Raw genomic sequence first — 13,492 nt, 5'->3', positions numbered from 1 at the left:
CGTCCGGCGCGGGCTCCTGGTGCTGGGGGTCCGCGGCGGGGACCTCGTCGTGGTCGCTCACAGTGCTCCGATCACGCGCGCGAGAAGGGATGAGATCACCGGCTCGGCCTCCCGGCCGGCGTCGATGACCTCCTGGTGGCTCAGGGGAGTCTTCTGGATGCCGGCGGCCATGTTGGTGATGAGCGAGAAGCCGAGCACCTCCATGCCCGCCTGCCGTGCCGCGATGGCCTCGAGGGCCGTCGACATCCCCACGATGTGTCCGCCGAACGACTTCGCCATCTGCACCTCGGCGGGGGTCTCGTACTGCGGCCCCCGGAACTGGCAGTACACGCCCTCATCGAGCGAGGGATCCACCGACCGGGCGAGGTCGCGCAGGCGCAGCGAGTACAGGTCGGTGAGGTCGATGAAGGTCGCGCCTTCGAGCGGCGAGGCGCCGGTGAGGTTGATGTGGTCGCTGATCAGCACCGGCTGACCCGGCTGCCAGGTGCCCTTGATGCCGCCGGCCCCATTGGTGAGGACCATCGTGCGCGCCCCAGTCGCGGCCGCGGTGCGCACGCTGTGCACGACGCGCCGTACGCCGTGGCCCTCGTAGAAGTGGGTGCGGGCGCCGATGACGAGTACGCGGTGGCCCTTCGGCGTGACGACGCTGCGGAGGGTGCCGACGTGTCCGGCGAGGGCGGGCGCGCTGAACCCCGTCACCTGCGTGGCGGGGAACGACGCCGTCGTCTCGCCGAGCAGCTCTGCGGCCTTGCCCCAGCCGCTGCCGAGGGTGAGCGCGATGTCGTGGCGCTCGACGCCGGTGATGCGGGCGATGTCCTCGGCGGCGGTCGCGGCGACCTCGAACGGGTCGGCGGCAGGATCGTCGAGGGGGTTGCCCAGAGCTTGTGACATGCCCCCACTTTAGGAACGCCCGGTCGCGGGGGCCAGCGACCCGCCCCGTGCGGGGTGTCGTGTGTCGAGAGGATAGGATGCCGCGCTGCCGTTCTGCCGCGCCCCGGGAGGTGGGGGCGTGTCATCGGGGCAGCATCCGTCACGAGAGAATGGATTCCATGTCCATGAGCTTCGAGCGCACGCAGAGCGTCGCCATCATCGGTGGCGGACCCGGAGGCTATGAGGCGGCGCTGGCGGCCGCGCAGCTCGGAGCAGAGGTGACCGTGGTCGAGCGCGCGGGCATCGGCGGGTCCGCGGTGATCACCGACGTGGTGCCCTCGAAGACGCTCATCGCCACGGCCGATGCCGCCGTCGCGATCGCCGGGGCGAGCGATCTGGGCGTCCAGCTGTTCGCCAAGGGCACGGAGGGCAAGCCCCTCAAGCCCGAGATCGCTATCAACCTGCGCGCCGTGAACAGGCGCCTGCTGTCGCTGGCCCGCCAGCAGTCCGACGACATGCGAGCGGCTCTGGTCGAGGCCGGCGTCCGGATCGTCTCCGGGCACGGGCGGCTCGAGGGCGAGAACGCGGTCGTGGTGTCCACGGGACCGGGCGGCACGGACTTCGACCGGATCGAGGCCGACACGCTGGTCATCTCGGTCGGGGCCTCACCGCGTCAGCTGCCGTCGGCCCGGCCCGACGGCGTGCGGATCCTCACGTGGACGCAGCTGTACGACATGACCGATCTTCCCGAGCATCTCATCGTGGTCGGCTCGGGTGTCACGGGTGCGGAGTTCGCCGGCGCGTACATGAACCTCGGCTCCAAGGTCACGCTGGTCTCCAGTCGCGACCAGGTGCTCCCCGGCGAGGACGCGGATGCGGCGACCGTGCTCGAGAAGGTGTTCAAGCGCGGCGGCATGACGGTGCTGTCGAAGTCTCGCGCCGAGAAGGTCGAGAACGTCGGCGACGGCGTCGTGGTGACCCTCAGCGACGGACGCCGGATCGAGGGAAGCCACTGCCTCATGGCCGTCGGCGCGGTGCCCAACACCAAGGACATCGGGCTGGAGCAGGCCGGTATCCAGATGACCGACTCCGGCTACATCCAGGTCAACCGCGTCGCGCGCACGTCGGTGCCGAACATCTACGCCGCCGGCGACTGCACGACCTTCGTGCCACTGGCCTCGGTCGCTTCGATGCAGGGGCGCACCGCGGTCTTCCATGCGCTGGGCGACGTCGTCATCCCGCTGGAGCCGCGCCGCATCACCTCCAACATCTTCACCGCGCCGGAGATCGCGACGATCGGGTGGCAGGAGAAGGACATCCAGGAGGGCCGCATCAACGGCATGGTGCACAAGCTGCCGCTGGCGGCGAACCCGCGGGCGAAGATGATGGGCATCAAGGACGGCTTCGTCAAGCTCATCGCGCGCGAAGGGAGCGGCACCGTGATCGGAGGCGTCATCGTCGGTCCGCGGGCATCCGAGCTGATCTACCCGATCGCGATCGCCGTGGAGCGGCGCCTCACCGTCGACCAGGTGTCGCGCGTGTTCGCGGTGTACCCCTCGCTGTCGAGCAGCATCACGGATGCCGCGCGCGCCATGCACCTGGTGGACAACAAGATCATCGGCGGCTGATCCCGGCCCGGTCTCGTGTCTAGACGAGACCGCGGTGGGAGCCCCAGAGGGCGGCGGCGCGCGTCGCCGCCGCCTCGACGAGGGCGATGAGCTCGGGGCGCTCGGGCATGCGGAAGGACACGTACGCGCCTCGACCGCCCGCGACCGGACGTCCGTAGGCCTTCACGGCCAGCGTGTTGTCGGGAAGCAGCCGGACCGTGAGCGACTGCAGCTCGAACTCCTCGTCGCGTCTGGTGTCCCTCCAGCGCAGCTCGGGCGGGATCACGACGTTGATCGCCAGCGCCGAGACCTCGACCTCAGCAGAGCCGGCGTCCAGGGGAGCATCCATGCCGCCATCCTGCCAGCCCCGTCTCGCGGAAGCTTTCCGTGTCGAGACCGCGCGTCGTCGCCGAGTACGCACGTCGATGACGCCGGCAGCATGCGGACTCGACGAGACCGTGCGTACTCGACGGGTCCCGGGATGCGGAGCGCCCGGGTCGCGTCAGGAGATGGTGAGGAGCTGGTGACCGGCGGAGACGGTCGTGCCCGGCGCGGCGTTGATCGCACCGACGCGGCCGTCCTTGTGCGCCTGGATGGGCTGCTCCATCTTCATCGCCTCGAGCACCACCACGAGGTCCCCCTTGACGACCTCCTGACCCTCCTCGACGGCGACCTTGACGATCGTCGCCTGCATCGGGGCCTTGACGGCGTCGCCGGAGGCGCCCGAGACGACGGTCGTGGCGTGCGAGCGGCGCGACGGCGGGACCGCGGCAGGACGGCCGGCGGTGCCGACGGGCGCCATGACGCGATCGGGCAGGCTGACTTCGAGCCGCTTCCCGGCGACCTCGACGACGACCGTGTGGCGGCTCTCAGCCGGCTTGGGCGCTTCGAGCTCGCCGTCCCATGCCGGGATGTCGTTGACGAACTCCGTCTCGATCCATCGGGTGTAGACGCCGAAGCGGCCGTCCTCGGCCGTGAAGGCGGGGTCGCGCACGACCTTGCGGTGGAAGGGCAGGACGGTCGGAAGGCCGGCGACCTCGAACTCGTCGAGCGCGCGGCGTGCCCGCTCGAGCGCCTCGGTGCGGTTCCGACCGCTCACGATGATCTTCGCCAGCAGAGAGTCGAACGCGCCCGAGACGCTGTCGCCGGCGGTGACGCCGGAGTCCAGGCGCAGGCCAGGGCCGCCGAAGGTCTTGAAGACGTGGATGGGGCCCGGCTGCGGCAGGAAGTTGCGCCCGGGGTCCTCGCCGTTGATGCGGAACTCGATCGAGTGCCCCTCGGGGGCGGGGTCGTCGTAGCCGAGCTGCTCGCCCTCGGCGATGCGGAACTGCTCGCGGACGAGATCGATGCCCGTGACCTCCTCCGACACCGGATGCTCCACCTGCAGGCGGGTGTTGACCTCGAGGAACGAGATGGTGCCGTCGGCGCCGATGAGGAACTCGCATGTTCCGGCGCCGACGTAGCCGACCTCCTTGAGGATGGCCTTGGATGCCTCGTACAGCACGCGGTTCTGCTCATCGGTGAGGAAGGGCGCCGGGGCCTCCTCGACGAGCTTCTGGTGGCGCCGCTGCAGCGAGCAGTCGCGGGTGGAGACGACCACGACGCTGCCGGCGGCATCCGCGAGGCACTGGGTCTCGACGTGCCGCGGCTTGTCGAGGTACTTCTCGACGAAGCACTCGCCGCGGCCGAACGCCGCGATCGCCTCGCGCGTGGCCGACTCGAACAGCTCGGGCACCTCGTCGAGGGTGCGCGCCACCTTCAGGCCGCGTCCGCCGCCGCCGTACGCGGCCTTGATCGCGATCGGCAGTCCGTGCTCCTGGGCGAAGGCGACGACCTCGTCGGCGCCGGAGACCGGCCCCGGCGTGCCCGGAGCGAGGGGTGCGCCGACCTTCTCGGCGACGTGGCGAGCGGTCACCTTGTCGCCGAGCGCCTCGATCGCCTCGGGGGAGGGGCCGATCCAGATCAGCCCCGAGCCGATGACGGCACGGGCGAAGTCGGCGTTCTCGGCGAGGAAGCCGTAGCCGGGGTGGACCGCGTCGGCGCCCGAGCGCCGTGCCACCGACAGGATCTTGTCGATCGACAGGTAGGTCTCGGCGCTCGTGGAGCCCTCGAGCGCATAGGCCTCGTCGGCGAGCCGTGCGTGCAGGGCGTCGCGGTCCTGGTCGGCGTAGACGGCGACCGAGGACTTGCCGGCGTCACGGGCGGCGCGGATGACGCGTACGGCGATCTCGCCGCGGTTGGCAACGAGAACCTTGGCGATTCGGGGCATGGATGCCAGCCTACCGACGGGGTACCCACCGCTTTTGACCGGTTCGTACAAGAACCGACGAGAAACGTGGGATTCCTACTACAACCTCGGTGTGTCGCGCGGCCTACGCCTGCGAGCCCGCGGCCGAGCCGTCGAGGGACGGGTCGACGGTGTGCCACAGCGACGTCCACTCGACGTCCAGGTCGCGGACGAGGCGCCGCAGCGTGGAGACCGACATCCCCACCACCGTCGACGGGTCGCCGTCGACTCGTGAGATGAACGCGCCGCCGAGGCTGTCGACGGTGAACGCGCCGGCGACGTGCAGCGGCTCGCCGGTGGCGACGTAGGCCTCGATCTCGGCATCCGTCACGTCATCGACGAAGGTCACGGAGGCCTCGGCCGTCGCGTGGACCTCGCGCGCGTGCTCGCCCGGCTGCACACGCACGACGGCGTGCCCGGAATGGAGCACGCCGGTGCGCCCGCGCATCGCCCGCCAGCGCGCCATCGCGTTCTCGAGTGTGTACGGCTTGCCGAGGATCTCGCCGTCGAGCTCGAACATGGAGTCGCCGCCGATGACGATGCCGTCGAAGTCAGGTATGTCGTCGGCGAGGCGCGCCGCGACATCGGCGGCCTTACGGCGTGCCAGCAGCAGCACGTGCTCGTCCGGTGCCAGGCGGCGCGACTCGGCGGCCTCGACGGAGGCGATCACCGCCTCCTCGTCCACCTCGGGCGCCACGGTGAGCGGACGGATGCCGAACTGCTGCAGCAGCATCAGGCGGGCGGGCGAGGTGGAGGCGAGGCACACGCGCATGCGACCACCGTAGCGAGCAGGGGTGCCCGGGCTCATCCCGGTCCAGCCGCGGCGCGTAGGCTCGTTCCCGTGACGGAACCGGGTGACATCCTCGATCTGGACATCACCGATGTGGCCCACGGCGGTGTGTTCGTGGGCCGCCACGAAGGACGCGTCGTGTTCGTCCCCGACGCCGTCCCCGGGGAGCGCGTCCGCGTGCGGGTGACCGACACGCGGAAGAAGGCGTTCTGGCGCGCCGAGGCGCTGGAGGTGCTGGATGCCTCGCCGCACCGCCGCCCGCATGTGTGGCGGCAGGCCGACATCGCCGTGCCGCCTGAGGCGCGGCCCGGCGGGGCGGATTTCGGCCATATCAGCCCGGACCACCAGCGCGAGCTGAAGCTGCGCGTGCTGCGCGACGCGCTGCACCGGATCGGCGGGGTCGACGTGCCGGTCGCCATCACGCCGGCGTTCGGGCCCGAGGGCGGCGGCGCCGAGGCCGCCGAGACGTCCGACGGCACGGGCTGGCGCACGCGGGTGAGCCTGCACGTGGACGAGGACGGGCGGGTCGGGCCGTACGCCGCACGCAGCCACCGCGTCATCGCCGTCGAGGAGCTCCCGCTGGCGACACCGGACGTCGAGGCGGCGGCGCGCGCGCTGCGCGCGGCCGAGCCCGGTCGCGTGGATCTCGTGCAGCCCGCTGACGGACGCGTCCGGGTGCTGCCTCGCCCCGAGCGCGCGCGGCATGCCGCACCCCGCCGGGGCGGCGCACGTCCACGCCAGGCCGGAGCGAACGCGCAGCATCCGCGCGCGCGAGAGGTGGTGATCGAGCGCGTCGGGGGCCGGGAGTTCCGAGTCGACGCCGAGGGCTTCTGGCAGGTGCACCGCCTCGCGGCCCACTCGCTCACCGCGACGGTGATGCAGTCGCTGAGGGTCGTGCGGCCGGACGGCCCCGCGCTGGATCCCGACGCGTCGCATCTGGACCTCTACGGCGGCGTGGGGCTCTTCGCCGCCGCGCTCGGCGACCTGGGCGGCCCGAGCACTCGGGTCACGACGGTCGAATCCGACCCCCGCGCGACCGAGCACGCCGGGGAGAACCTGGCGGAGTGGGTCGGGGCGCGGGCAGAGACCGGCCGCGTCGACCGCTGGCTGGCACGACGCGCGGCCGAGGCATCCGTTCCGGAGCGCGAGCGTCTGTCGCGCGGCGTCGTGCTGCTCGATCCGCCCCGCTCGGGAGCCGGACGCGAGGTCGTCGAGGGCATCGCCGCGCTCTCTCCCGCCACCGTGGTGTACGTCGCCTGCGATCCGGTCGCCCTCGCACGTGACCTCGCCACCTTCCGCGAGGCCGGATACGAGACGGCGTCTGTGCAGGCGATCGACCTGTTCCCGAACTCGCATCACGTCGAGGCGGTGACAGCGCTCACCCGTCAGCGCGCTCCTCGCTAGGCTTGCGACCATGACGCGCGTGGCTCTCATCGACGACCACGAGTCGGTGCGGCTCGGGCTCGAGGCGGCTTGCCTGCGCAGCGGCACCACGCAGGTGGTCTTCTCCGGCAGCAACGTCAAGGAGTACCTGCAGTGGCGTCGACGCTCGTCCGCCCCGCCGGCCGACGTGGTCGTCCTCGATCTGACGCTCGGCGACGGCACGACGGTCACCGACAACGTCAGCCGGCTGGTGACCGACGGGTCGAGCGTCATCATCCACAGCGTCGCCGACCGCCCCGCCGCCGTGCGTGAGGCGCTCGCGGCGGGCGCCGCCGGCATCGTCAGCAAGTCCTCGCCCATCGACGACGTCATCGCCGCGGTGCGGACGGTTGCCAAGGGTGAGCCGCTGAACAACGTGGAGTGGGCGAGCGCGGTCGAAGGGGACCGCGACTTCGCCGACGCGCAGCTGTCGGCGCGGGAGCGCGACGTGCTGCGGCTCTACGCCGCGGGGCTGCCGCTCAAGGTCGTCGCCGAGCGCCTGGGCGTGGCGTATTCGACCGCCAAGGAGAACATCACCCGCGTCCGGGTGAAGTACGTCGAGGTCGGCCGACCGGCGCCGACGAAGGTCGACCTGCTGCGGCGTGCGATGGAGGACGGCATCCTCGCCGATTCCGAGGCGGAAGCAGGGGACGTCGCGCGTGAGCGCTGAGCCGACGGGCGCACTGGACACCGCCTGGGGGCAGATCGCACACCCCCGGGATGCTCGATCCGGCGTCGGCTCGTTCACCCGTTCGCGCGTCGACCGCATCATCACGATCGCCGCCGGCATCGGCTCGCTGATCCTGGGGGTTCAAGCTTTCCTCACCGCCCTCAGCGCCCCGGGAGACGAACGTGCGGGGTGGCACGAGCCGCTCATGGTCGCGGTGTTCGGTCCGCTCGCGATCATGATCATCGCCTGTTTCCTGGATCGGGCGGTCCGCCTCTGCGCCGGCGCCTTCGCGGTGCTGTACGTGCTCGCGCTCGCCGCCTGGCCGGTCGCGACCGCCGGTGTGCAGCCGCGCTCGATCGACGAGCCCTGGATCTGGTACCTGGTCAACATCGCGACCCTCGCAGCCGTGCTCGCCTTCCCGCTGCCGCTGCAGATCGCGTGGACGGTGCTCGCGCCGGTGCTGTTCGGGGTGGTGCGTCTCATCCAGGGCGGGTTCCACAGCAAGTTCTGGATGATCCTCGGGCTCGACGTGTCGTTCGCCCTGATCCTCGGCGGCGTCCTCCTCGCACTCGGCTGGCTGCTGCGCTCGATGGCCACGAACGTCGACGAGACGCGCACCCGTGCGGTGTCGTCCTATGCGGACGCTGCCGCAGCCGACGCGGCCGAGCAGGAGCGCATGGCCATGGCGGCGCTGATGCACGACAGCGTGCTGGCAGCCCTCATCGCCGCCGAGCGCGCCCAGACCCCGCGGGAGCGGACGCTGGCGGCGACCATGGCGCGCGAGGCCCTCACGGGGCTCGCCGGAACGGAGGCCGATGGCGGCGACGGCGACGACGACCCGCGAGCGGCGGACGAGATCGCCGATGACATCGAGGCGGCCGCGGCCGAGCTCGGCGTCGAACTCGTCGTGGAGCGCTCGATCACCGAACCCAGCCCCATCGTGCCGGGCTGGGTGGCACGTGCCCTGACCCTGGCGGCGACGCAGTCTGTGGCCAACGCCGTGCAGCACGCCGACGGCGTGGGGCTGACGGTGCGGGTGACGACAGGGTCCGGTGCGATCAGCATCGTCGTGTCCGACGCCGGCGACGGATTCGACCTGGCGGAGATCCCCGACGACAGGCTCGGCATCCGCGCCTCGATCATCGCCCGCGTCGCCGCGGTGGGCGGTTCGACGGATGTCGAGACGGGACCGGACGGCACGACCGTCCGCCTCGAGTGGCGGGAGCCGGCGTCGTGATCAGCGTCAAGCACGTGCTCGTGACGCTGGCGCTCGCGTTCACCGCGTACATGGCGGCGCGCGGCCTGTGGTGGACGGAGCCGGTGCCGGATCCGCTCATCGTCACGGTCGCTCTCGCCTTCTACCTCGTCACGACGTGGCTGTGCATCCTGTGGCAGCCCGACACCGACACCACCGAACCCGACGCGGAGGACTCCGACCGCGCGACGGGGATCGGTCGTCCCCGCCGCCTCCCGGTTCTCGCGCAGGTGCTGGCGCTCGTGTGCGCCGCGGTCGTGCCGAGCGCCATCTCGTTCGCCGTCGGCCCGGACGCCCGTACGGAGCTGTACGCGACGTGGTACCTCGGCGGCATCGGCGCTCTCATGACGATCGTGATGGTCCGCCGCCGCCCGTGGACCGCGTGGATCGGCATCGCCGTGCTCGCCGTGGCGTCCATGGCATGGATGGGACCGGGGCCGGCCCTGGCGCTGGGCCTGGTCGGAGCGGTGGTGTGGGTGACGGTCGCGCAGTTGCTGGTGGGGTCGATCGAGCGCGCGGCACGCGACACGTCGCGGCTCACGCGCCTGCAGCGCGCGGCATCCGCGTGGCAGGCGTCGCAGACGGTCCGGCAGCGGGAGCGTCGGCTGCAGGTGCAGAAGGCCCTCGCCGTCGCCGGTCCCGTCCTGACGCGAACCGTCGCGAACGGCGGCGCCCTCAGCGACCAGGACCGCCTGGAGGCGCGACTGGCCGAAGGGCGGCTGCGCGACGAGATGCGCGGACCGCGTCTGCTCGACGACGACGTGCGCGCCGAGCTGGAGCGCGCCCGGCGCCGCGGGGCGAACGTGACGGTGCTCGACGAAGGCGGCTTGGACGGCCTCGACGACGAGACGCTCACGATCATCCGCGGACAGCTCGCCGAGACGCTGCGCACGGCGAGCTCGGACCGGCTCTACATCCGCACCTCGCCCGATGAGCGCGTGGCCGTCACCGTGGTGGGCCGGTCGCCTTCGGTCGGCGCGCCGAGCGACGAGGACGCCGTGGACTTGTGGCGCGAGATTCCCCACCCCAGTCGCAACTGACGCGCTCTCGGGCGCTCCTGCACGGAAACGCCCCCGTCCAGCGGGGGGAGGGGGATGAGCTGGGCGGGGGCGGAGTGTGAAGGAGGCGAGGGGCGGCGAAGCCGCCCGCCCCTCGCCTCGCGGACGGTTACCCGAAAACCGTCCGCGTGGCCGAATCCGGGGCGTCCGTGAGACGGAGGTCGGACCGGCCGAACGCAGAAGCGTTCCAGCGATACAAGTATCGCCAGGTCGCAAGCGGCTCGTCTGTAGGTATTTCGGGGGACAAAAACCTTAGCGGGATGCGCGAGTGGACGCTCGCTGGACATGCCAGATGGAATCCGAGCTCTCCGCGGGCGCTCTAGCGCCCGATGACCGGGCCCCAGCCCAGGTCTCGGCGCAGCGGCTGCCGCAGGGCCCGCCGCGACAGCTCCCACGCCGACCGCTTCGGAGCGTCGGCGACCGCCTGCGCCGCCTCGGCGGCGTAGGCCGCGGTGACGACCGCGATGAGGGCGGCGAGCTCCTCCTCGGTCGGCGATCCGCGGAGCACCTCGACCCGGATGTCCTCGGCGGCGCTGTCCTCGGTGGCGGTCACAGCGGGATGTTCCCGTGCTTCTTCGGCGGCAGCTGCGCGCGCTTGCCCCGCAGCGCCCGCAGCGCCTTCGCGATCGACACCCGCGTCTGCGCCGGCTCGATGATGCCGTCCAGCTCGCCCCGCTCGGCCGCGAGGAACGGCGACGCGACGTTGTACGTGTACTCGTTCGCGAGGCGGGTGCGGACGGCGGCGACGTCTTCGCCGGCCTCCTCCGCGCGCTTGATCTCGCCGCGGTAGAGGATGTTGACCGCGCCCTGGCCGCCCATCACGGCGATCTCGGCCGTCGGCCACGCGAGATTGATGTCGGCGCCCAGCTGCTTGGAACCCATCACGATGTAGGCGCCGCCGTAGGCCTTGCGCAGGATGACGGTGACCAGCGGCACGGTCGCCTCGGCGTAGGCGTACAGCAGTTTCGCGCCGCGGCGGATGACGCCGGTCCACTCCTGGTCGGTGCCGGGGAGGTAGCCGGGCACGTCGACGAGGGTCACGATCGGGATGGAGAAGGCGTCGCAGAACCGCACGAAGCGGCTGGCCTTCTCGCCGGCGTCGATGTTGAGCGTGCCCGCCATCTGCGACGGCTGGTTCGCGATGATCCCGACCGACCGGCCCTCGATGCGGCCGAACCCGATCACGATGTTCGGCGCGAACAGCGGCTGCACCTCCAGGAAGTCCTCGGCGTCGACGATCCCGCGGATCACCTGATGGATGTCATAGGGCTGGTTCGGGGAATCCGGGATGACGGTGTTCAGGGAGCGGTCGGCATCCGTCGTCTCGAACTCGAATCCGGTCTCGTAGACCGGCAGCTCGGACATGTTGTTGTCGGGGAGGAACCCCAGCAGCGTCCGCACGTAGTCGATCGCGTCGTCCTCGTCGTCGGCCAGGTAATGCGCCACGCCCGAGCGGGTGTTGTGGGTGTGGGCGCCGCCCAGCTCCTCCATGCCGACGTCCTCGCCCGTGACGGTCTTGATGACGTCGGGCCCGGTCACGAACATCTGGCTGGTCTTGTCGACCATCACGACGAAGTCGGTGAGGGCGGGGGAGTAGACCGCGCCGCCCGCCGCCGGCCCCATGATGATCGAGATCTGCGGGATGACGCCGGAGGCGGCCGTGTTCAGGCGGAAGATCTCGCCGTACTTGCCGAGGGCGACCACACCCTCCTGGATGCGAGCGCCGCCGGAGTCGAGCATGCCCACGACGGGAATGCCGCTGCGCAGCGCGAACTCCATCACCTTGATGATCTTGTCGCCGGCCACTTCGCCGAGCGAGCCGCCGAAGGTGGAGAAGTCCTGCGCGTAGACCGCGACGGTGCGGCCGTGGATCGTGCCGACCCCCGTCACGACGGAATCGCCGTAGGGGCGGGACTTGTCCATGCCGAAGGCGGACGTGCGGTGGCGCACGTACTCGTCGAGCTCCACGAAGCTGCCGGGATCGACCAGCAGCTCGATGCGCTCGCGCGCCGTGCCCTTGCCCTTGGCATGCTGCTTCTCCTTGGCCACCGCCTCGGCATCGAGGACGGCCTCCTGGTAACGGGCGCGAAGGTCGGCGATCTTGCCTGCGGTCGTCGACAGGTCGGGGTGATCGGGCGCGTGGGTCACGCGTTCCACCCTATCGGCGGGCATCCGGCATCCCTTGGAGGGTTCGCACAAGGGCGGGCGGGATCGGCTGTGCGCGAGGGTGAGGCGCACCGCAGGACGGGACACGGATGACCGCGTCACGGATATTCGGGTCAGCCTGGCCACACGATGTGGGCGAGGTCCTCCTCGGCGAAGGCGGCCTTCATCACCTGGCCATCGAAGAGGTAGGCCCAGCCCTTGTGCCTATCGTCGATCATGTAGGTGCCCTCGGGCGTGTCCTCGATGCGGTAGACGCCGGACTCCTCCATCCTCGACCGCAGCTGCTGGACTGTGCCGGGGTCGAATCGCGCCCACGTGTAGAAAGCGTCGGCTTCACCGCCACCGATGCCGGCAAGGCCCCACGGGCAGCTGATCCCGACCTCAGGCGCGACCCCGTGGGCCACCTCGACGGGTTTGGCCTGGGATGCGAGCCCGTTCCTCTGGTGTCGGGCCAGGACCGCCGGGTCGAGCATGGTCTCGCACGTGAGCTGCTCGTGCGCGCCGTCATCGGCACCCGGGTCGGACACGGCGTCCACGGTGGGGGACGCCGACGGCGTTGCAGTAGGTTCTGATGATGAGTGGGGCGTCGGCGTTGACGACGGACCGCTCACGGCTGTCGGCGTTGCCGACGGTTCGCTCTTCGTCGGCGTTGCGGTGCACGCCGTCAGAGCGACGCCCATCGCCGTGACCAGGACGAGGAGTCGAGACGCGCGCATGGCGTCACCTTAGCGCCCAGCTCCAGGCGTACCGTGTTGTCCATGCCGATTCCTCCCGACGGGTATCCCCGCACCGCTGCGATCAGTCCCCGGGTGCACGTCGTCGAGACGACGGACTCGACGAATGCCGACGTCGTGAGACACGTCACCGAGGCGCCCGGCGAGTGGCCGCACCTGTCGCTGCTCCTGACGACGGACCAGCGCGCGGGACGAGGACGACTCGACCGGTCTTGGGTGGCGCCGCCCGGCACGGCGCTGGCCGTCTCGGTCGTCGTGGACGGGCACGGGCTCCCCATCGCGTCGCGCGGATGGATCCCGCTCATCGCCGGCGCAGCGATGACACGCGCCGTGCGGGAGCAGGTGCGCGGCACCGGCCACTCCGCCGATCTCAAATGGCCGAACGACGTGCTTCTGGACGGCGGCAAGGTGTGCGGCATCCTGGCCGAGGTCGTTCCCGGACGCCCTGACATCGTCGTCGTCGGCTCGGGCGTGAACACCCGGATGCCACGCACCGACCTGCCGGTGGAGACCGCGACGTCCTTCGAGGCGGTCGGTCTCGAGTGCGACGAGGACCGACTGCTGGCCGACTATCTCCACGCGCTGCACGAGCAGCTGTCCGCCCTGATCGCCGCGGGCGGCGACGCGGCCGCG

General features: G+C 71.2%; 13 protein-coding genes. 6 read left to right on the top strand and 7 right to left on the bottom strand.

Annotated elements, in window-relative coordinates; translation table 11 throughout:
• Positions 1–57: 57 nt before the first annotated feature.
• Positions 58–891 (bottom strand): purine-nucleoside phosphorylase, encoded by an 834-nt coding sequence (locus AC5RVZ_RS28060; protein WP_494068911.1) that lies wholly within the window; start codon positions 889–891, stop codon positions 58–60.
• A 149-nt stretch (positions 892–1,040) separates the two neighbouring features.
• Here AC5RVZ_RS28060 and AC5RVZ_RS28055 point away from each other — a divergent pair, with 149 nt between their 5' ends.
• On the top strand, positions 1,041–2,498 hold the full coding sequence (locus tag AC5RVZ_RS28055) for an NAD(P)H-quinone dehydrogenase (RefSeq protein WP_494068910.1): 1,458 nt from the start codon (positions 1,041–1,043) through the stop codon (positions 2,496–2,498).
• 19 nt (positions 2,499–2,517) lie between these two features.
• On the opposite strand, the gene AC5RVZ_RS28050 is transcribed toward AC5RVZ_RS28055, so the two are convergent.
• The 3 genes from AC5RVZ_RS28050 to AC5RVZ_RS28040 form a co-directional block, all read right to left on the bottom strand.
• Positions 2,518–2,826, bottom strand: a complete 309-nt coding sequence (locus AC5RVZ_RS28050) for a hypothetical protein (RefSeq protein WP_494068909.1) — start codon at positions 2,824–2,826, stop codon at positions 2,518–2,520.
• A 153-nt stretch (positions 2,827–2,979) separates the two neighbouring features.
• A complete protein-coding gene (locus AC5RVZ_RS28045) occupies positions 2,980–4,746 on the bottom strand; it encodes an acetyl/propionyl/methylcrotonyl-CoA carboxylase subunit alpha (RefSeq protein ID WP_494068908.1) in 1,767 nt (588 codons plus the stop codon).
• Positions 4,747–4,849: 103 nt separating this feature from the next.
• Positions 4,850–5,536, bottom strand: a complete 687-nt coding sequence (locus tag AC5RVZ_RS28040; protein ID WP_494068907.1) for a Maf family protein — start codon at positions 5,534–5,536, stop codon at positions 4,850–4,852.
• Positions 5,537–5,605: 69 nt separating this feature from the next.
• On the opposite strand from AC5RVZ_RS28040, the gene AC5RVZ_RS28035 reads away from it, so the two are divergent.
• The 4 genes from AC5RVZ_RS28035 to AC5RVZ_RS28020 are packed head-to-tail and all read left to right on the top strand — an operon-like array spanning position 5,606 to position 9,941.
• The gene (locus AC5RVZ_RS28035) at positions 5,606–6,958 is read left to right on the top strand and encodes a class I SAM-dependent RNA methyltransferase (protein ID WP_494068906.1); all 1,353 of its coding nucleotides are present in this window, start codon (positions 5,606–5,608) and stop codon (positions 6,956–6,958) included.
• A 10-nt stretch (positions 6,959–6,968) separates the two neighbouring features.
• Complete coding sequence (locus tag AC5RVZ_RS28030) at positions 6,969–7,646, top strand: response regulator (RefSeq protein WP_494068905.1); 678 nt, start codon at positions 6,969–6,971, stop codon at positions 7,644–7,646.
• Positions 7,636–8,883, top strand: coding sequence for a sensor histidine kinase (locus tag AC5RVZ_RS28025; protein ID WP_494068904.1), 1,248 nt, complete (start codon positions 7,636–7,638; stop codon positions 8,881–8,883). The genes AC5RVZ_RS28030 and AC5RVZ_RS28025 overlap by 11 nt, the downstream gene beginning before the upstream one ends.
• Positions 8,880–9,941, top strand: a complete 1,062-nt coding sequence (locus AC5RVZ_RS28020; protein WP_494068903.1) for a DUF8320 family protein — start codon at positions 8,880–8,882, stop codon at positions 9,939–9,941. The genes AC5RVZ_RS28025 and AC5RVZ_RS28020 overlap by 4 nt, the downstream gene beginning before the upstream one ends.
• Positions 9,942–10,278: 337 nt before the next feature.
• On the opposite strand, the gene AC5RVZ_RS28015 is transcribed toward AC5RVZ_RS28020, so the two are convergent.
• The 3 genes from AC5RVZ_RS28015 to AC5RVZ_RS28005 form a co-directional block, all read right to left on the bottom strand.
• Complete coding sequence (locus AC5RVZ_RS28015; RefSeq protein WP_494068902.1) at positions 10,279–10,512, bottom strand: acyl-CoA carboxylase epsilon subunit; 234 nt, start codon at positions 10,510–10,512, stop codon at positions 10,279–10,281.
• Positions 10,509–12,131, bottom strand: coding sequence for an acyl-CoA carboxylase subunit beta (locus AC5RVZ_RS28010; protein ID WP_494068901.1), 1,623 nt, complete (start codon positions 12,129–12,131; stop codon positions 10,509–10,511). The genes AC5RVZ_RS28015 and AC5RVZ_RS28010 overlap by 4 nt, the downstream gene beginning before the upstream one ends.
• 107 nt (positions 12,132–12,238) lie before the next feature.
• Positions 12,239–12,841 (bottom strand): hypothetical protein, encoded by a 603-nt coding sequence (locus AC5RVZ_RS28005; RefSeq protein ID WP_494068900.1) that lies wholly within the window; start codon positions 12,839–12,841, stop codon positions 12,239–12,241.
• A 42-nt stretch (positions 12,842–12,883) separates the two neighbouring features.
• Here AC5RVZ_RS28005 and AC5RVZ_RS28000 point away from each other — a divergent pair.
• On the top strand, positions 12,884–13,492 hold a 609-nt coding region (locus AC5RVZ_RS28000), incomplete at its 3' end, for a biotin--[acetyl-CoA-carboxylase] ligase (protein ID WP_494068899.1).

It is taken from the genome of Arthrobacter sp. Cza30, assembly GCF_059090765.1.
Note: the sequence above shows the minus strand (reverse complement) of the source record. Positions and strands in the feature narration are given on the sequence as shown.